The following is an 18,639-nucleotide window of genomic DNA, read 5'->3' as shown; positions in this document are numbered from 1 at the left end:
ATGGAGAAAGCACAGGTCCACCATGCCTTCCAGCCAGCTCGACCGGCGGATCGTCGCGGTCAAGCCCATCACCGTCCCCGCGCCCGGCCGCAGCGTCGACCTCCAGGTGAAGGTCACCGCCCCGCTGTCGGGCCAGAACCTGCCCGTCATCGTTTTCTCCCACGGCAACGGATGGTCCCTGGACGGATACGAACCCCTCGTCGACCGGTGGGCGGCCGCCGGATTCGTCGTCGTACAGCCCACCCACCTGGACTCCCGCCGCAACGGCATCGGGTGGGACGACCCGCGCTTCGCCACCGTCTGGCGCGTCCGGATCGCCGACCTCCACGCGGTCCTCGACGGCCTCGGCGACATCCTTGTCCGGGCCGGCGGCCTGAAGACCCGCGTCGACCATGAGCGCGTCGCGGTCGTCGGCCACTCCTGGGGCGCCCAGACGGCCGGCGCGATCCTCGGCGCGCGCGTACTGGACGCCGACGGCGTTCCCGGAGAAGACTTCTCCCACCCCGCCGTCTCGGCCGGCGCGCTGATCGCGGCGACCGGGACCGGCGACACCCTCACCCCGTTCGCGGCCGAACACCTTCCGTTCATGAGGCCGGACTACTCCACCATGACCACCCCGGCCCTGGTCATAGCGGGCGGCAAGGACCAGTCCCAGCTCTCCACCCGGGGGCCGGAGTGGTTCACCGACGCCTACCACCTGAGCCCGGCCCCGAAGAGCCTGCTCGCCATCGCCGAGGGCGAGCACACCCTGGGCGGCCTCGCCGGCGAGATGGCCGCCGAGACCACCGACGAGAACCCCGCCCGCGTCGCCCTCGTCGCCGACGCGGTCTCCGCCTACCTCCTCGGCACCCTCAAGTTCGACGACGCCGCGTGGGCCGCACTCAACGACACCGCCGCAGCCGCGGCCGGCGACGGCACGTGGAGCGTCGTCAACAAGTAAGCCCGTGGCGGGCCCGCTGCCGTGGCTCTGCCGTTTCCCGCAGCACCGGGAAATCCGTCATGACACGGCCCCCTTCGGTTCGAGTTCGGCGAAGTCCTCGTGGAGGGCGTCGAGATGGCGGCCGGTCGGTGCGCCTGCCGGGGTCAGCTCCGCCAGTCGCCAGCCGGGCAACTGCGCCTCGACCTCCGCCGGGAGCGACCCGTCCGCCGGGTCCGCCAGGGCGTACAGCACCCCGAACGCGGTCTCCCTGGCGACCTCGCGGGCCAGTGCGCCGAGGTCCTCGGGGGTGAGCCCGGCCGCCAGGGCCCGGTCGACGGCATCGGCCGCCGCCCCGTCGCTGCGGTAGGCCTCGACCCACTGCGGGGCCGCCGTGCCCCAGGCGTCGACGTCCTGCCACACCGTCCGCAGGAGGCGGTAGCGGGCGAGCTGCGGCAGCCCCTCCTCGGCCTCTGACTCGGCCCAGTCGCGGGCGTCGCCATCCGCCCCCAGGGCGCTGAAGAGGGCGGTCAGCCTGTCGAGTTCGGTCATGGAGAGGGAGGCTACCGGCCGGGGCCGGGGTGTGGCCGGGGGCGGTGCGCGGTGCGGGACCGATGAGTTATGGCGGGGTGCGCGGTCTGTACTTCCGTAAGACTGGGAGGCGGCACCGGGCACCGAACCGGGGCCCCTCGACGACACAACCAGGAGAACTGATGCGCACCCTGATCAGCACCGCCTTCGTTTCGCTCGACGGCGTCATGGAGGCCCCGGGCGGCGAGCCCGGCTACCGGAACTCGGGGTGGACGTTCAAGGACGTGGAGTTCCTGCCGGAGGCGTACGAGCTCAAGAGCCGGGAGCAGGACGAGGCCACGGCCCTGCTGCTGGGCCGGGCGAGCTACGAGGCGTTCAGCCCGGTGTGGCCGGGCATGGAGGAGTTCACGGGGTACAAGGCGATGCCGAAGTACGTCGTCTCCACCAAGCTGACCGACGGCGACCTGGTGTCCGACTGGGGCGAGACCACGATCCTGCGGTCGCTGGAGGAGGTCGCCGCCCTGAAGGAGACCGAGGGCGGCCCGATCATCGTCCACGGCAGCACCGAACTGAACCGGAACCTCGCGGACGCCGACCTGATCGACCGGTACCACCTGCTCGTCTTCCCGCTCCTGCTCGGCGCGGGCAAGCGCCTGTTCAGCGCGGCGGACAAGGACGCGCAGAAGCTGAAGCTGGTCGAGCACGAGACGTACGCCAACGGCATCCAGAAGAACGTCTTCGAGGTCGTCCGCTGACGCGCCCGGACGGGGCACCCCCAGGCCCCTGCCTCACCTGCGCCGCCCGCCCCGGCCCGACCGGTCAGCGGGCGCGCACCCCGCGCAGGACGGTCCGCGCCACCTCTGCGGGCACGACGCCCGTCGTGTCGACCTCCCGGGCCTCCCGGCGGAGCCACGGCAGGGCCCGCTCGTAGTCGGTCAGATGGTCCAGGCGCCACTGCCGGGCGCCGGCGCTCTCGGGTGCGCTGTCGGTCTCGATACGTTCGACCAGCGTGTCCCGGTCCGTGTGCAGCAGGACGTGGTGCACGGGGATACCGGCCCGCGTCAGACCGTCGTGGATCTCCCGCCAGTACGGCTCGACCAGAACCGTCTGCGTGACCACCAGCGTTCCGCCCACGTGGTCGAGCACCTGCCGCGCGGTCTCCACCACCAGGCCCCGCCAGGGCGGGAAGTCCTGGAAGTCCTTCTCCGGCACTCCGAGCACGTGACAGAGCATCTCGCCGACCTTCTCGGTGTCGAACAGCCGGGAGTCCGGGAGGAGCGAGGTCACCTCCTTCGCGGTGGTGGTCTTGCCCGCGCCGAAGGTTCCGTTCAGCCAGATGATCATCGCTCCACCCTAGACACGGCCGAGCACTCCGGGCCCGGCGCGGCCGAATACTCCGCGCCCCGGAGCGACCGTTCCCCGTAGGTTCGGACACACCCGTCGTGAGGACGGACCGACCTACGTATCAGGGAGCCCGCATGGCAACCGTCCACCGCACCACCATGGAGCCCACCAAGCTGGAGCTGCTCACCGGCTGGCTGCCGAAGCAGAGCTGGTACGAGGGCTCCGGGGAGACGCCGGACCTGGTCAGGGCCGGCGGGTTCCGTCTGGACGACCCGGAAGGGGAGGTCGGGATCGAGTTCATGGTCGTGGCGGACGCGGCCGGGCAGGAGCCGGTGGCGTATCTGGTGCCGCTGGGCTACCGCGGCGCGGCGTTGGAGGGTGCCCCCGACGAGGCGCTGATCGGCACCTCCGAGCACGGGGTGCTCGGCACCCGGTGGATCTACGACGGCGCCCACGACCCGGTGGTACTGGAACGGCTGCGCGCCCTTCTGCGCGGCGAGGCGAAGCCGCAGCAGCAGAGCGTGAGCGACACCCCCGACCCGACCGTCATCGTGCACGGGGGCGGTGCCGACCAAGGCGTCGACGTCCGGATCAACCGCGTCCTGCGGCCGTCGGAAACCGAACAGGGAGCGCCGGGCCGTCTCGTCGCCGGCTGGATCTGGCCGGACGGAACGGCCGTACGGGGAGAGCTGGCGGCCGTCGCGCCGCAGTAGCGTCCGTCACTCCGCGGTGGGCGGGGCCCATGCGAACGGCCCCGGCACCGCGCCGGGGGCCGTCGGCAGGAGGCGTTACGGCAGGTTGCGCGCCATCACGATGCGCTGGACCTGGTTGGTGCCCTCGTAGATCTGGGTGATCTTGGCGTCGCGCATCATGCGCTCGACCGGGTAGTCCCGCGTGTAGCCGTAGCCGCCGAGCAGCTGGACGGCGTCCGTGGTGACCTCCATGGCGACGTCGGAGGCGAAGCACTTGGCCGCGGCGCCGAAGAACGTGAGGTCGCCGTCGACGCGCTGGGACTTGGCGGCGGCCGAGTAGGTGAGCTGGCGGGCCGCCTCCAGCTTCATCGCCATGTCGGCGAGCATGAACTGGATGCCCTGGAAGTCCGCGATCGGCTTGCCGAACTGCTTGCGCTCCTGGACGTACCCCTTGGCGTAGTCCAGCGCGCCCTGGGCGATGCCGAGGGCCTGGGCCGCGATGGTGATGCGGGTGTGGTCCAGGGTCTTCATCGCGGTGGCGAAGCCGGTGCCCTCCTCGCCGATCATGCGGTCGGCGGGGATGCGCACGTTGTCGAAGTAGACCTCGCGGGTCGGAGAGCCCTTGATGCCGAGCTTCTTCTCCGGGGCGCCGAAGGAGACGCCCTCGTCGGACTTCTCGACGACGAACGCGGAGATGCCCTTGGAGCGCTTGGTCGGGTCGGTGACGGCCATGACCGTGTAGTACTCGGAGACGCCCGCGTTGGTGATCCAGCGCTTCACACCGTTGAGGACCCAGAAGTCGCCGTCGCGCACGGCCTTCGTCTTCATGCCCGCCGCGTCGGAGCCTGCGTCCGGCTCGGAGAGGGCGTACGAGAACATCGCGTCGCCCTTGGCGAGCGGGCTCAGGTACTTGCGCTTCAGCTCCTCGGAGCCGGAGAGGATCACCGGGAGCGAGCCGAGCTTGTTGACGGCCGGGATCAGGGAGGAGGAGGCGCAGGCGCGGGCCACCTCCTCGATCACGATGACCGTGGCGAGCGCGTCGGCGCCGGCGCCGCCGTACTCCTCCGGGACGTGGACGGCGTGCAGGTCGGAGGCGACCAGGGCGTCCAGCGCCTCCTGCGGGAAGCGGCTCTCCTCGTCGACCGCGGCGGCGAAGGGGGCGATCTTCGTCTCGGCGAGCGCGCGGATGGTCTCGCGGAGCATGTCGTGCTCCTCGGCCGGACGGTACAGGTCGAAATCGGTCGAACCCGCCAAGACGCTCACTCCCCAGATGCTAACTACCGTTAAGTAACCCAATTTTAGTGCGCCGACCGCCGGGCGGCATACGTGCCGCGTACGTGAGCTTCCCGACATGGGTGGGACATATGCGGTGCAGTGGACAGATGGAGCGGTGAATTCCGGCCTTCCGCTGCCCGACTATGCTCGGTCCGCACGTCCGTCCGCATCTCCCAGGAGCACTCCATGGCCCTCAGGATCACCGTGATCGGCACCGGCTATCTCGGCGCCACCCATGCCGCGGCCATGGCCGAGCTGGGCTTCGAGGTCCTGGGGCTCGATGTCGTACCGGAGAAGATCGAGCTGCTCTCCACCGGCCGCGTGCCGATGTACGAGCCGGGTCTCGAGGAGCTGCTCCAGCGCCACGTCGCCGGTATCGAGGGGTCCACCGGGCGGCTGCGCTTCACCACCTCCTGGGAGGAGGTCGGGGAGTTCGGCGACGTCCACTTCGTCTGTGTGAACACTCCGCAGAAGCACGGCGAGTACGCGTGCGACATGAGCTACGTCGACAGCGCCTTCGACTCGCTGGCACCGCACCTGGCCCGGCCCGCCCTGGTCGTCGGCAAGTCGACCGTCCCGGTGGGCTCCGCCGCCCGCCTCGCGGCCCGCCTCGCGGAGCTCGCTCCGGTGGGCGCCGACGCCGAGCTGGCCTGGAACCCGGAGTTCCTCCGCGAGGGCTTCGCGGTGAAGGACACCCTGCACCCCGACCGGATCGTCGTCGGCGTCGCGAGCGAGGGGGCCGAGAAGCTCCTGCGCGAGGTGTACGCCGGGCCGGTCGGGGAGGGCTCGCCGTTCGTGGTGACCGACTTCCCGACCGCCGAGCTGGTGAAGACCTCCGCCAACTCCTTCCTGGCCACCAAGATCTCCTTCATCAACGCGATGGCCGAGGTGTGCGAGGCCGCCGACGGGGACGTCGTGAAGCTCGCGGAGGCCATCGGGCACGACGACCGCATCGGGAAGAAGTTCCTGCGGGCCGGAATCGGCTTCGGCGGCGGCTGCCTGCCCAAGGACATCCGCGCCTTCATGGCGCGCGCCGGCGAGCTGGGCGCGGACCAGGCGCTCACCTTCCTCCGCGAGGTCGACTCCATCAACATGCGCCGCCGCGGCCACATGGTGGAGCTGGCCCGGGAGGCGGTGGGCGGCGACTCGTTCCTCGGCAAGCGGGTGGCGGTGCTGGGCGCCGCGTTCAAGCCCGACTCCGACGACGTACGCGACTCCCCCGCGCTCAACGTCGCCGGGCAGATCCACCTCCAGGGCGGCCAGGTGACCGTGTTCGACCCGAAGGGGATGGACAACGCCCGGCGGCTGTTCCCGACGCTCGGCTACGCGGACTCCGCGCTGGAGGCGGTGCGCGGGGCGGACGTGGTGCTGCACCTCACCGAGTGGCGCGAGTTCCGCGAGCTGGACCCGGCGGAGCTGGGCGAGGTGGCCGCCCGCCGGATCATCCTGGACGGCCGCAACGCCCTGGACAGCGCGGTGTGGCGCGAGGCCGGGTGGACGTACCGGGCGATGGGCCGCCCGAAGGCCTGAAGGGCGGCGCCCGCCGCCCTGGGGGCGAGCGCTTCGGGGCGCTCGCCCCGGTCCTGGCGGACCGTTCGCGGCGGTGGGCGCGGAGATCTTCCGGCGTCAGCCGAGCGGGGTGGGGCGCGGAGGTCTTCCGGCGTCAGCCGGACGGGGTGGGCGCGGAGACCTTGCGGCGTCAGCCGAGCGGGCCGTCCAGCTCCGTGATCGTCGCGTGGGACGGGCCCCGCCCGCTCTGCTCGTCGCGGGCCACGGCCTCCGCGTCGCGCAGCACCCGTACGGAGTTCTGCCAGGTCAGCTTGGCGAGGTCGCCCTCGGACCAGCCGCGCCGCAGCAGTTCGGCGATGAGGTTCGGATAGCCGGAGACGTCCTCCAGACCGCGCGGGGTGAACGCCGTGCCGTCGTAGTCGCCGCCGATGCCGATGTGGTCGACGCCCGCGACCGCGCGCATGTGGTCGAGGTGGTCCGCGATGGTCGAGACGGTGGCCACGGGGCGCGGGTTGGCCGCCTCGAAGTCCTCGTGGACGCGCATCGCGGTCGGGGTGGTGTCGAGGTGGTGCAGGCCGTGCTCGCGCATGTTGCGGTCGGCTGCCAGGGTCCAGGCGACCGCCTCGGGCAGCACGAACTTCGGGACGAAGGTCGCCATCGCGACGCCGCCGTTGGCCGGGAGGGCCGCGAGCACGTCGTCGGGGATGTTGCGCGGGTGGTCGCAGACGGCGCGGGCCGAGGAGTGCGAGAAGATCACCGGCGCGGTGGTGGTGGCGAGCGCGTCGCGCATGACGCCGTCCGCCACGTGGCTGAGGTCGACCAGCATGCCGACGCGGTTCATCTCGCGGACGACCTCGTGGCCGAAGGCGGAGAGGCCGCCGAGACGCGGCAGGTCCGTGGCGCTGTCGGCCCAGTCGATGTTGTCGTTGTGGGTGAGCGTCATGTAGCGGACGCCCAGGTCGTACAGGGCCCGCAGGGTGCCCAGCGAGTTGTTGATGGAGTGGCCGCCCTCGGCGCCCATCAGGGAGGCGATGCGGCCCTCGGCTCGGGCCTTCTCCAGGTCGTCGGCGGTGAGCGCGCGCCGCAGGTGCGTCGGATAGCGGGCGATCAGTTCGCCGACGACGTCGATCTGTTCCAGGGTGGCGCTGACGGCCGCGTCGCCGGTCAGGTCGGTGCGGACGTACACCGACCAGAACTGGCCGCCGACCCCGCCGGCCCGCAGCCGGTTCAGGTCGGTGTGGAGCAGACCGCGCTGGTCGGCGGCGATGTCCCGGGCGTCGAGGTCGTAGCCGACCTGTTCGCGCAGGGCCCAGGGGAGGTCGTTGTGGCCGTCCACGACGGGGTGGACGGCGAGGAGCTCGCGGGCCCGCCGCAGGTAGGCGTCGTTCATGTGCCGCCCCCTACTTTCCGAAGCCGAAGGAGTCCGCGCCCTGGACCTTGGCGCGCAGACGTTTGCCCTTCTCGGTGGCCTGGTCGTTCAGTTCCTGCTGGAACTCCCGCATCCGGTCCTGGAGCGCGGGGTCGGACGCGGCGAGGATCCGGGCGGCCAGCAGGCCCGCGTTGCGCGCGCCGCCGACCGAGACGGTGGCGACGGGGACCCCGGCGGGCATCTGGACGATGGAGAGCAGGCTGTCCATGCCGTCCAGGTACTTCAGCGGCACCGGCACGCCGATGACCGGCAGCGGGGTGACGGACGCCAGCATGCCGGGCAGGTGGGCGGCGCCGCCCGCGCCCGCGACGATCGCCTTCAGGCCTCGGCCCGCGGCCCGCTCGCCGTACGCGATCATCTCGTGCGGCATGCGGTGGGCGGAGACGACGTCGACCTCGTAGGGGATCTCGAACTCGTCGAGCGCCTTGGCGGCGGCCTCCATGACGGGCCAGTCGGAGTCCGAGCCCATGACGATGCCGACGAGAGGGGCGGCGGGGGATCCGGTGCCGGGGGAAGTCATTCGGTGATCGTTCCTCGCAGGTAGTCGGCCGCGTGCCGGGCGCGCTCCCGCACGTCCGCCAGGTCATCGCCGTAGGTGTTGACGTGTCCGACCTTGCGGCCGGGCTTCACGTCCTTGCCGTACATGTGGATCTTGAGCTGCGGGTCGCGGGCCATGCAGTGCAGATACGCCTGGTACATGTCCGGGTAGTCGCCGCCCAGGACGTTGCACATGACCGTCCAGGGGGCGCGCGGGCGCGGGTCGCCGAGGGGCAGGTCGAGGACCGCCCGCACGTGGTTGGCGAACTGGGAGGTGATCGCGCCGTCCATGGTCCAGTGGCCCGAGTTGTGCGGGCGCATCGCCAGCTCGTTGACCAGAATGCCGGGGGTCCCGTCGTCGGTACGGGTTTCGAACAGCTCCACCGCGAGGTGTCCGACGACGCCCAGCTCGGTGGCGATGCGCAGCGCGAGCTGCTGGGCCTCTCCGGCCAGTGCCTCGTCCAGCCCGAGGGCGGGGGCGATCACCGTGTCGCAGACGCCGTCCACCTGGATGGACTCGACGACCGGGTAGGCGACGGCCTGGCCGTGCGGCGAGCGGACGATGTTCGCCGCCAGCTCCCGTACGAAGTCGACCTTCTCCTCCGCGAGGACCGGGACCCCGGCGCGGAACGGGTCGGCGGCGTCCGCCTCGGAGCGGACCACCCACACGCCCTTGCCGTCGTAGCCGCCGCGCACGGTCTTGAGGATGACGGGGAAGCCCCCGACCTCCTCGGCGAACGCGGCCGCGTCGGCCGGGTCGCTCACGATGCGGTGGCGGGGGCAGGGTGCGCCGATCTCCAGGAGCTTGGCGCGCATCACCCCCTTGTCCTGGGCGTGCACCAGGGCATCGGGGCCGGGGCGCACGGGGATGCCGTCCGCCTCCAGGGCCCGCAGATGCTCGGTCGGCACGTGCTCGTGATCGAAGGTGATCACGTCGCAGCCGCGCGCGAAGGCGCGCAGCGTGTCCAGGTCGCGATAGTCGCCGATGACGACCTCGCTCACCACCTGGGCCGCCGAATCCTGGGGGGTGTCACTGAGCAGCTTGAATTTCAGGCCGAGGGGGATACCCGCCTCGTGGGTCATGCGGGCGAGCTGACCGCCGCCGACCATGCCGACTACCGGGAACGTCACGTCTTCAGGATATCCGCCACGCCGGTGGGTCCCGGACGGCCGTACGGATGCCGTGCGGCCACGAGCCCTGCGGACTCACGGGCGTCACACGGGTGGGCTGGTTAGCATGGCGGAGTTGACGTGCTTGCGTCGACACGTCTTCCAGACGCCTTCCGACGGACGGGGCCAGCGATCACCATGAGCGAACGGGGCGCACTGCGGACCCGGCTTGAGCTGCTGGCCCGGGAGGTCGCCAAGTTCGGCGCGGTCGGCGCTTTCGGCCTGCTGGTCAACATCGCGGTCTTCAACCTGCTGCGGCACACGACGGACCTCCAGGTGGTCCGGGCGAGCGTGGTGGCGACGTTCGTCGCGATCCTCTTCAACTACGTGGGCTTCCGCTACTGGACCTACCGGGACCGCGACAAGACCGGCCGGACCCGTGAGCTGGCCCTCTTCCTGCTGTTCAGCGCGGTGGGCGCGGTGATCGAGACGGGCGTGCTGTACCTGGCGACGTACGGCTTCGGCTGGAACACCCCGGTCCAGAGCAATGTCTTCAAGATCGTCGGCATCGGGGTCGCCACCCTGTTCCGCTTCTGGTCCTACCGGACCTGGGTCTTCAAGACCCTGCCCGCCAAGGAGGCCGTGCTGAACGCGGAACGGTTTCTGGAGCAGCGCAGGCCGACGGAAGAGCGGGTGACGCCCGACCCCGTACGGAACTGACCGCGGCGCGCCCGCACGGAACTGGCCGGCGGCCCACCCGTGCGGGACCGACCCGCGGCACCTCCGTACGGAACTGGCCCGCGGTGCGTCTGCGGAACTGGCCCGCCGCGCCCGTGACGGGAACCGGTCCGCCGCGTCCGTCGTTGTTCAGCGCAACGGGCGCTCAGGAGTCTTGCGGTCGACCGGGACCCGGCTGAGGAAGAGCGCGAAGACCGCCGGGTGCTGCTGGAGCAGCTCCAGCCGGCCGCCGTCCGCCTCCGAGAGATCGCGGGCGACGGCCAGGCCGATGCCGGTGGAGTTGCGGCCGCTGATGGTCCGCTCGAAGATCCGCGCCCCCAGTTCGGCGGGGACGCCGGGGCCCTCGTCGGTGACCTCGATGACCGCCTGGTTGCCGGTGACCCGGGTGCGCAGGGCGACGGTGCCGCCGCCGTGCATGAGGGAGTTCTCGATCAGCGCCGCCAGGACCTGGGCGACCGCGCCCGGGGTGCCGACGGCCTTCAGTCCGTGCTTTCCGGAGCAGACCAGTGCGCGGCCGGCGCTGCGGTAGGCGGGGCGCCACTCCTCGATCTGCTGTTTGACGACCTCGTCGAGGTCGAAGACGACGGCGGAGCCGGTGCGCGGGTCGCGGGAGTTCGTCAGGAGCCGTTCGACGACGTCGGTGAGGCGCTCGACCTGGGTGAGGGCGATGTTCGCCTCCTCCTTCACCGTGTCGGGGTCGTCGGTGACGGAGATCTCCTCGATCCGCATGGAGAGGGCGGTCAGCGGCGTCCGCAGTTGGTGGGAGGCGTCCGCGGCGAGCCGGCGTTCGGCGGTCAGCATCCGGGCGATCCGCTCGGCCGAGGAGTCCAGGACGTCGGCGACCCGGTCCAGCTCGGGCACCCCGTACCGCTTGTGGCGCGGACGGGGGTCCCCGGAGCCGAGGCGCTCCGCGGTCTCGGCGAGGTCGGTGAGCGGGGAGGCCAGCCGGTTCGCCTGGCGTACGGCGAGCAGCACGGCCGAGACGATCGCCAGCAGCGCCACCGCGCCGATGATCAGGAGCGTGCGCCCGACCTCGCGGGTGACGGCCGAGCGGGACTCCTCGACGGTGACGGTCTCGCCCTGCTCTCCGGTCTCGACGGCGCGCAGGACGCTGCCGACGGGCCGCTCGCCGACGGCGATGGGCTCGCGGCCGGGGATCTCGACCAGGGCGTACCGCTTGGGGTCGATCTGCTCGGCCAGCACCCCGGGATTGATCCGCTCCGCGCCCAGCAGCCGGCTGTCGACCACGCTGATCAGCCGGAGCGCCTCGGACTCGACGCTCTCCTGGGCGCTGGCGCTGATGGTGCGCGTCTCGACGATCACCAGCGAGACGCCGAAGACGGCGATGACGACGAGCACCACGGCGAGCGTGGAGTTGATCAGCCGGCGGCGCATACCCGCCTCTTCAGGTCGTCGGGACGCGCGTGGCCACCCGCGTCGGGGTGGTGTCCGGAGCGGTCTTCAGGGTGCATGGGGGCTTCGGATGCATGGAGGCTTCGGGTGCATGGGGGTTTCGTACGTCAGCTCTTCTCGAACCGGAAGCCGACGCCCCGGACGGTGGCGATGTAGCGCGGATTGGCGGCATCGTCGCCGAGCTTCTTGCGCAGCCAGGAGATGTGCATGTCGAGGGTCTTGGTGGAGGACCACCAGGTGGTGTCCCAGACCTCGCGCATCAACTGGTCGCGGGTGACGACCCGGCCCGCGTCCCGGACCAGGACCCGCAGGAGGTCGAACTCCTTGGCGGTGAGCTGGAGTTCCTCCTCGCCCATCCAGGCCCGGTGCGACTCGACGTCGATCCTGACCCCGTGGGTGGCGGGCTGCGGCACGGGCTCGGAGGCCCCGCGGCGCAGCAGGGCGCGGACCCGGGCGAGCAGCTCGGCGAGCCGGAACGGCTTGGTGACGTAGTCGTCGGCGCCCGCGTCCAGGCCGACGACCGTGTCGACCTCGTCGGCGCGGGCCGTCAGGACCAGGATCGGGATGGCGTGGCCGCCGGCCCGGAGCCTGCGGGCGACTTCGAGACCGTCCATCCCGGGCAGCCCCAGGTCGAGGACGACCAGGTCGATGCCGCCCTGGAGTCCGGCGTCGAGCGCGGTCGGACCGTCCTGGCGGACCTCGACCTCGTAGCCCTCCCGACGCAGTGCGCGGGCCAGTGGCTCCGAGATGGATGCGTCGTCCTCGGCGAGCAGTACACGGGTCATGGGCTGATGGTAGTCCGGACGGGGGGTCCGAGGTGAGGCCTACGACGTCACCTGCGGGTCAGCGCCACAAAGCGGACGGAGACCTTTGAATATGGGAGTGTGGTTCCACCGGGACCTGTGATCCATGTCTCAAGTCCTTCCATATCCTGCCGTGTCGTGTCGTATGGTGTCCCAACGCCTGTTGCACTACTCAAGGACCTTTGGGCGGCCATGAGCGCCAAGGGTCTCTTTTGTGTGCGGGGCCGGTTCCCGCCGGCTCCTGAGTGAATGACCTGTGAGCCGGGCCCGGAGCGCGAGGACGCGCGACGGGCGTGGATCCCGACGCGGTTCTTCCCCGCTCCGCCGCCGTATCTCCGTCAGGAGCCCGGCCGCACGGAGCACGTCCCCCTCAGGCGTGGGGATGGGGTACGCCGCGCCGGTGCCGGCTGCCCCCCACCGGGCGCGTACAGCTCACGAGGCGTCGCGTCCCGACCAGCAAGGATCGACCATGGCGTCCAGCCTGACGAAGGACTCGCCGAGTTCCGACGAGAAGACCTTCTTCGGCCACCCCCGCGGTATGGCCACCCTGTTCATGACGGAGATGTGGGAACGCTTCTCCTTCTACGGGATGCGCGCCATCCTCACCCTGTACTTGGTGGCCGCCGTGCTCGACGGCCCCCTGGAGGGCCGGGAGGCGCTCGCCGCCTCCATCTACGGTGTCTACAACGCCGTCGTCTACATGGCCGCGATGCCCGGCGGCTGGGTCGCCGACCGCCTCTGGGGCGCCCGCAAGGCCGTACTGGTCGGCGGGATCGTCATCGCACTCGGTCACTTCGCGCTCGCGCTGCCGAGCGACATCACGTTCTTCTTCGGCCTCGCGCTGATCGCGGTCGGTACGGGCCTGCTGAAGCCGAACATCTCGGCGATGGTGGGCGCGCTCTACGAGAACCAGTCCAGCGCCCGCCGTGACGCCGGCTTCACCCTCTTCTACATGGCGATCAACATCGGTGGCTTCGCCGCTCCGCTGCTGGTCGGCTACCTCGGTGAGAACGTCAACTGGCACCTCGGCTTCGGTGTCGCCGGTGTGGGTATGACCTTCGCGGTCATCCAGTACGTGCTGGGCTCCAAGCACCTCGGCGACATCGGCAAGCTGCCCGCGAAGCCCGCCTCCCCCGAGGAGCGGCGGCAGGTGCTGCGCAAGGTGGCCCTGTGGTCCGGCGTCGCGGTCGCCGCGCTGCTGATCGACCTGGCGCTGGGCACGTACGACATCGAGCACATCGTCAACGTCCTGGCCGTTCTGGGCGTCGTCGTGCCGGTCGTCTACTTCATCACGATCTTCCGGGACCCGGCGCTCACCAAGGAGGACCGGCCGAAGATCAAGGCGTACGTGTGGTTCTTCATCACGGCCGTGCTCTTCTGGATGATCTACGACCAGTCCGGATCGCTGCTGACGATCTTCGCCGACAACAAGACGGACCGCTTCATCGGCGGCTGGGAGTTCCCGGCCTCCTGGCTGCAGTCGGTCAACCCCGCACTGGTCATCATCCTGGCCCCGATCTTCGCGACGATCTGGGTCAAGCTGGCCACGCGCAACCGTGAGCCCAGCACGCCGATGAAGTTCGCGCTGGCGATGCTCCTCATCGGTGGCTCGTTCGGCATCATGGGCCTGGCGGGCGCTGCCGCCGCAAACAGCGAGACCGGCAAGGTCACCGTCTTCTGGCTGCTCGCCGTCTACCTGGCGCAGACCATGGGCGAGATGTGCCTCTCCCCGGTCGGCCTTTCGCTGTCCACGAAGCTGGCGCCGAAGATGTTCATGGGCCAGATCATGGGCCTGTGGTTCCTGGCCACGTCGACGGGCAACGCCCTGAACGGCTGGACCACGAAGCTCAACGCCCCGCTGGGCGACGCCGCGTACTACACGTTGCAGGCGGCCGTGGCCGTCGCGGCGGGCATCGCCTTCATAGTGGCGGGACGCAAGATCCGCGCTCTCATGGGCAACGTCAAGTAGCTGCCCCGGTCCCGCTCGGGACACGGCAGCGGGTCCGCACGATCATCTCGTGCGGACCCGCTGCCGTTCGGCTCAGGCGGTTCGTTCAGGCGGTTCGTTCAGGCGGTTCGGTTCAGGCGGTTCGGTTCAGGCGGTCGCGACGACTACTTGGTCTCGACCTTGACGCTCCGCAGGAAGCTGCTGAAGCCGCACTTCACCGAGGACTTCTGGCTGGGCTTCTTCCAGCTGCCCTTCACCGTCCACGGGATGGTGTGCTCGGCTCCGCGACCCCGCACCACATCGCAGACGAGCACGGCACGGTGCTTCTTGACGCTCTTGCCCTTGGCGGACTTCTTGCAGGCGGAGGTCGACACCGGACGCCCCAGCGAGAGGCTGGGCGTCGCCTTGCAGGTGTACTTCGCACCGGCCGCCGCAGCGGGCGCGGCGGTGGCCAGCGTCAGTCCGGACGTCATCAGGAGGCCGGCGAGCACGCCCGTCGCAGCCTTCTTCCCCCAGGTCACGTTCATGTCGTTCCTTTTCTCAACCCGTGCGGCACCAGCAGGTGGTCAAGCCTGCCGGACAGCGCCACACCCAGACGATGCCCTTCGCTGCTGCGAAGAGACGCACAGGAAACCTATCCTTGTCGATCTTGTGCGAGCAAGGCGCGCCGGGTGATGTGAGCAAGTTCTGAGCATGACGGGGGCTCGCCCGAAGAAGCGTTCTCCGGGCGAGCCCCCACCTCGTACTCCCGGCTCAGCGGGCGCCGCGCAGCCTCCGCCACGGGGTGAACGTGAACACCGCGCCGCCCAGCAGGATCGCCGTGCCGGCGACCAGGCCGAGCGCCCTCAGCGCACCGTCGTCCTCGGCCCCGGTGGCGGCCAGGCCGCCACCGGAGTCCGTGCCGCCGGACGTCGCGGCTCCGCCGGAGTCCGTCGCGCCGCCGCTCCCGCTGCCTCCGGACGCGCCGCCCGGCTGGGCGGAGGTGTCCAGCTCCAGGGAGGCGGCCACGCCCGCGGGCGGGGTGCAGGTGGTCGTCGTACCGGCGGCCATCACCGTCAGGACGCCGGGGCTGAGCGTGGACTTGCCGCTCGCGCCGGGCTTGTACGTGCCGGTGAGGTCGGGGATCTCGATCGGGGCGCCGGTCTTGATGACCTCCTTGTTCACCGGCCCTTCGACCTTGACCGTGCCCTTGTCCGCCCCGCCGAGCTTGACGTCCATGGACGGCTTCACCTGGCCCGCCGGGATGTCGATCGGGCTGTCCATCACGGACTTGCTGAACTCCACCGTCAGGTCGTAGTCGCCGCCGCTCTTCTTGGCGCTGATCCTGACCGGTGAGGTGGCGTTCTTGTCCCCGATCGGGGTCTTGCACGCGTAGGCGACGGACACCTCCTTGCCGGGGAAGTCGGTCTCCCCGCCCCCGCCGCCGGTGCTGCCGCCGGACGCGGCGCCCCCGGTGTCCGCGCCGCCGTCCGATCCACCCGACGTCGTGCCGCCCGAATCCGTGCCGCCGGACGTGGTCCCTCCGGTGTCGGCGCCGCCGGAGGAGGTGCCTCCGGCGTCCGTGCCGCCGCTGACCGTACCGCCGGACGTCGTGCCGCCGGACGTCGTGCCGCCCGTGGTGGAGCCGCCACCCTCGGTGACCTTGATCGTGGCCCCCGCCTCCACTTCTTCCTTCGGCGCGCACTTGGTGTCCGTGGAGATCGGCTTGGACACGTTGATGTTGTACGCGCCCGGCGTCAGGGTGATCTCCCCCGCGGTCTCCAGCTTGAGCGTGCCCTTCATATCGGGCAGCACCATGGGGCTGTTCTTGGGAATCGGCGGGTTCTGCCGGGGGCCCTCCAGTTTCAGCTCGCCGCTCGCCGAACCGCCCAGGGTGACGGTTCCGGTCGGCTTGACCGTGTCCGCTCCCAGATCCAGCACGTCCGGGTTCTTGGACGCGGCCTCGACCGTCTTCCAGACGACCTCGATCTCGTCGCCCACCTTCGCCTCGGCCGGCGCGGTCAGCTCCACCTTCGTGGTGCCCTGCACCGCGGGCAGTCCCGAGATCGGCGGCGGAACGCACTCCGTCGCGTAACTGACCTCGGCGGCCTGGGCCGGACTCGCGGCCATCAGGATGCCCGCGCCGCCGAGCATCAGCGCGACTCCGGCCGCGCTCATCCTCCGTTGCGTGCTCACGCTTGTCCCTTCGTCGTGGGTCGGGGTCGGTTCTCTGACGGTGCGGAATCCGGGGTGAACCACGGCAGCACGGCGGTGGTCGTGGCGGCGTTCGTGGTCGTGGCGGCGTTCGTGGTCGTGGTCGCTTCGGGGGTCGCGCCCGGGGCCGCGACCGTGGCCGTGCCCTCGCCGGTGCGCCCGCGCCGCTTCGGCCTCCGTCGCGTGGCCGGCGTACGCGTACGGTGCGAGCCGGCGGGACGCGGCCGGACCTTGTCCACGACCGCCATACCGATACGGAAGACGGCAGCCGGGACGACCAGGCAGAGCATGACCCAGAAGAACGTGACGCCCCAGGGGCGGCCGACCCCCCACGGCTGTTCGGCCAGCACCTTCTGCCCGTACCGCAGGGACACCTGGTAGTCGCCGTGCGCGCCCGCCGACAGTTCGACCGGCAGCTTGATCTGCGCCTTGGCGCCGGCGGCGACCGTGCCGCGCCACTGGCGCTCCTCCCACTGCGGCGCGTAGACGCCGTGCGCGGTGCCGATTTCGAAGACCGGGTCCTTGACGGGCGCGGAGCCGAGATTGCCCACAGTGAAGACGAGCCTGCGGGCCGGCGGGGCCCCGAACCAGGTGAGCAGGGAGCTGTCGCCCTCCAGGCGGGTGGTGGCCAGCACCGCGAGCTTTCCGCCGCCGGTCTGCTTCGGCAGATCCGCGATGGGGTGGCCCGCCACCGTGAACACCGCGTCGGCCAGCGCCTGTTCGCCGGTCACCGTGGCGACGTGCACCACGCAGGGGCACGGCTTCGGCGGTTCGCTGACCGGCAGCTTCTTACTGAAGGCGCCCTTCTTGTCGGTCGTGACGGCGCGGCCGTCGGCGTTGGCACAGGCGTTGGTGCCGCCGACCACGCCCCGCTCCGGAGTGGACTGACCGCAGATCAGCAGCATCAGCAACGCCTCCGCGCGCCAGCCGTCGCCGCTGACGGTGATCTCTCCGCCCTTGCCCGCCTCCTTCTTGGACAGGCTGACGGCGGGGTCGCCGTCGGCCGCCCGCGCGCCCGGTGCCGCCAGGACGGACAGGGCGGGCAGGAGGGCCAGGAGGGTGGCCGCCAGGAGCAGGAGGACGGGCGACGTGGTGCGCCGGGAGGCTCGGGGGCCGGGCTGCCGCGTCACGATTCCGCTCCCGCCTTCACCAGGGGCCCCGCCTTCACCGAGGGCCTCGTCTCTGTGGTCGGTCGCCGGTCGTCGGCCGATTCCGCGGCCGCCGGTTCGGGGTCGCCCGGCCGGACGCGTCGCCGCCGGTACGCGCCGGAGCCGAGCAGGGCCAGGGCGCCGAGGACCAGCAGCCCGGCGCCGACGGCCGGGGCCACCGGGACGTACGTCGCCGAGGCCTCGGCCTCGTCGCGGGCGCCCCCCGGGGCGGTGACGCGCAGCCGTACGGTGACCGTGTCCAGCAGCGGGGCGTCGGGCCAGGGTTCGGTCCGCTCCACCCGCCGGCCGGGGGCCAGCTCCAGCGGCAGGGGCCGTTCCGGGCGGTCCAGCGGCGTGCCGAACATCCCGTCGGCGCGTACCGCGAGCCGGGGCTCCAGCATCGCGTTGCCCCGGTTGACCAGGGCGTACCGGATGGTCCCGCCGGATATCTCGACGTCCTCGACGGTGAGCGCCGCCAGCGTCGGACCGCCGATCCGGACCCGGACCGGTACGCGGATCTCCTCGTCCCCGTCGTCGGCCACGACCCAGCCGGAGGCGTCGCCGGGGACCGCGTCGGGCGGCACCGTGAGGGCGAGCGGCACCTCGGCGCGGGTCCGGGCCGGGACGGTGACGGTGTCCGCCGCGAACCCGATCCAGGCCCCGGCCCGGCCGTCGCCCCGTAGCCGTACGGTCAGCGGGTCGCGGCCCGAGTTGGTCACCGCGAGACGGTCCTGGAGGGCCGTGCCGGGGGTGCCCTCCAGGTAGACGTACGGCCGGGCGTCCCGGTCGGCGCCCGGGCCGGCAGGCCTGGCCGTCCAGCCCGCCGGGCCGTCCGCATGGGCCCGGGTGGTGTCGGCTGGGGCGGCGGTCTTGGCCGGAACGGCGGTGTCGGCCGGAGCTGCGGCCTCGGCCCGGGCGGCGGTCTCGGCCGAGGCGTGCGCGGCGGCCGGGAGGGGGGTGAGCGCGCACAGCTGCGCGGCGAGCACCGCCGTGAGGACGAGCAGCGCCCGGCGGAGGCGCGGGGTGGGTGGCGACATGGGGCGGCTCCTCTGC

At 71.5% G+C, this 18,639-nt stretch carries 18 protein-coding genes; 6 read left to right on the top strand and 12 right to left on the bottom strand.

The features are described from left to right. Positions 1-22 precede the first annotated feature (22 nt). Complete coding sequence (locus tag N7925_RS22340; protein WP_274344946.1) at positions 23-940, top strand: alpha/beta hydrolase family protein; 918 nt, start codon at positions 23-25, stop codon at positions 938-940. 57 nt (positions 941-997) lie between these two features. Here the strand turns inward: N7925_RS22340 and N7925_RS22335 are convergent, their stop codons facing one another. Beyond that, complete coding sequence (locus N7925_RS22335; RefSeq protein WP_274344945.1) at positions 998-1,468, bottom strand: hypothetical protein; 471 nt, start codon at positions 1,466-1,468, stop codon at positions 998-1,000. 161 nt (positions 1,469-1,629) lie between these two features. Here N7925_RS22335 and N7925_RS22330 point away from each other — a divergent pair, with 161 nt between their 5' ends. Continuing rightward, on the top strand, positions 1,630-2,202 hold the full coding sequence (locus N7925_RS22330; RefSeq protein ID WP_265601238.1) for a dihydrofolate reductase family protein: 573 nt from the start codon (positions 1,630-1,632) through the stop codon (positions 2,200-2,202). A 64-nt stretch (positions 2,203-2,266) separates the two neighbouring features. On the opposite strand, the gene N7925_RS22325 is transcribed toward N7925_RS22330, so the two are convergent. Next, the gene (locus N7925_RS22325) at positions 2,267-2,791 is read right to left on the bottom strand and encodes an AAA family ATPase (protein ID WP_274344944.1); all 525 of its coding nucleotides are present in this window, start codon (positions 2,789-2,791) and stop codon (positions 2,267-2,269) included. 134 nt (positions 2,792-2,925) lie between these two features. Between N7925_RS22325 and N7925_RS22320 the strand changes: the two genes are divergently transcribed. After that, positions 2,926-3,504 carry a maltokinase N-terminal cap-like domain-containing protein gene (locus N7925_RS22320; RefSeq protein ID WP_274344943.1) on the top strand — a complete coding sequence of 193 codons (579 nt, stop codon included), beginning with the start codon at positions 2,926-2,928 and terminating at the stop codon, positions 3,502-3,504. Positions 3,505-3,579: 75 nt separating this feature from the next. Here the strand turns inward: N7925_RS22320 and N7925_RS22315 are convergent, their stop codons facing one another. Then, on the bottom strand, positions 3,580-4,737 hold the full coding sequence (locus tag N7925_RS22315; protein WP_265603971.1) for an acyl-CoA dehydrogenase: 1,158 nt from the start codon (positions 4,735-4,737) through the stop codon (positions 3,580-3,582). A gap of 207 nt (positions 4,738-4,944) precedes the next feature. On the opposite strand from N7925_RS22315, the gene N7925_RS22310 reads away from it, so the two are divergent. Next, positions 4,945-6,288 (top strand): UDP-glucose dehydrogenase family protein, encoded by a 1,344-nt coding sequence (locus tag N7925_RS22310; RefSeq protein ID WP_274344942.1) that lies wholly within the window; start codon positions 4,945-4,947, stop codon positions 6,286-6,288. Positions 6,289-6,457: 169 nt separating this feature from the next. Here N7925_RS22310 and N7925_RS22305 read toward each other — a convergent pair whose 3' ends face one another. From N7925_RS22305 to N7925_RS22295, 3 genes are read right to left on the bottom strand one after another with little or no spacing between them, the layout of a single operon-like run. Next, positions 6,458-7,657: a dipeptidase gene (locus N7925_RS22305; RefSeq protein WP_265601234.1), complete on the bottom strand. Its 1,200-nt coding sequence runs from the start codon at positions 7,655-7,657 to the stop codon at positions 6,458-6,460. A gap of 10 nt (positions 7,658-7,667) precedes the next feature. After that, complete coding sequence (purE, locus tag N7925_RS22300) at positions 7,668-8,216, bottom strand: 5-(carboxyamino)imidazole ribonucleotide mutase (protein ID WP_069754867.1); 549 nt, start codon at positions 8,214-8,216, stop codon at positions 7,668-7,670. Continuing rightward, the gene (locus N7925_RS22295) at positions 8,213-9,364 is read right to left on the bottom strand and encodes a 5-(carboxyamino)imidazole ribonucleotide synthase (RefSeq protein WP_274344941.1); all 1,152 of its coding nucleotides are present in this window, start codon (positions 9,362-9,364) and stop codon (positions 8,213-8,215) included. Before N7925_RS22295 ends, purE begins: the two co-directional genes overlap by 4 nt. A 177-nt stretch (positions 9,365-9,541) precedes the next feature. Here N7925_RS22295 and N7925_RS22290 point away from each other — a divergent pair, with 177 nt between their 5' ends. Continuing rightward, positions 9,542-10,063 carry a GtrA family protein gene (locus N7925_RS22290; protein ID WP_265601231.1) on the top strand — a complete coding sequence of 174 codons (522 nt, stop codon included), beginning with the start codon at positions 9,542-9,544 and terminating at the stop codon, positions 10,061-10,063. Between the two features lie 147 nt (positions 10,064-10,210). On the opposite strand, the gene N7925_RS22285 is transcribed toward N7925_RS22290, so the two are convergent. Further along, complete coding sequence (locus N7925_RS22285; protein ID WP_265601230.1) at positions 10,211-11,476, bottom strand: ATP-binding protein; 1,266 nt, start codon at positions 11,474-11,476, stop codon at positions 10,211-10,213. A gap of 125 nt (positions 11,477-11,601) precedes the next feature. Further along, the gene (locus tag N7925_RS22280; RefSeq protein WP_118899228.1) at positions 11,602-12,279 is read right to left on the bottom strand and encodes a response regulator transcription factor; all 678 of its coding nucleotides are present in this window, start codon (positions 12,277-12,279) and stop codon (positions 11,602-11,604) included. A 487-nt stretch (positions 12,280-12,766) separates the two neighbouring features. On the opposite strand from N7925_RS22280, the gene N7925_RS22275 reads away from it, so the two are divergent. Continuing rightward, positions 12,767-14,266 carry a peptide MFS transporter gene (locus tag N7925_RS22275; protein WP_265601229.1) on the top strand — a complete coding sequence of 500 codons (1,500 nt, stop codon included), beginning with the start codon at positions 12,767-12,769 and terminating at the stop codon, positions 14,264-14,266. A 143-nt stretch (positions 14,267-14,409) separates the two neighbouring features. Here N7925_RS22275 and N7925_RS22270 read toward each other — a convergent pair whose 3' ends face one another. From N7925_RS22270 to N7925_RS22255, 4 genes are all read right to left on the bottom strand, one after another. Continuing rightward, positions 14,410-14,772, bottom strand: coding sequence for a hypothetical protein (locus N7925_RS22270; RefSeq protein ID WP_073804949.1), 363 nt, complete (start codon positions 14,770-14,772; stop codon positions 14,410-14,412). A gap of 226 nt (positions 14,773-14,998) precedes the next feature. After that, complete coding sequence (locus N7925_RS22265; protein WP_274346532.1) at positions 14,999-16,402, bottom strand: hypothetical protein; 1,404 nt, start codon at positions 16,400-16,402, stop codon at positions 14,999-15,001. Positions 16,403-16,416: 14 nt separating this feature from the next. Beyond that, positions 16,417-17,568: a hypothetical protein gene (locus N7925_RS22260; RefSeq protein WP_274344940.1), complete on the bottom strand. Its 1,152-nt coding sequence runs from the start codon at positions 17,566-17,568 to the stop codon at positions 16,417-16,419. Then, positions 17,565-18,623 carry a COG1470 family protein gene (locus tag N7925_RS22255; RefSeq protein ID WP_274344939.1) on the bottom strand — a complete coding sequence of 353 codons (1,059 nt, stop codon included), beginning with the start codon at positions 18,621-18,623 and terminating at the stop codon, positions 17,565-17,567. Before N7925_RS22255 ends, N7925_RS22260 begins: the two co-directional genes overlap by 4 nt. Between the last annotated feature and the right edge of the window lie 16 nt (positions 18,624-18,639).

This window comes from Streptomyces sp. CA-278952, assembly GCF_028747205.1.
In the GTDB taxonomy this organism is placed as follows: domain Bacteria; phylum Actinomycetota; class Actinomycetes; order Streptomycetales; family Streptomycetaceae; genus Streptomyces.
This window is presented reverse-complemented; position numbering and strand designations above follow the sequence as displayed.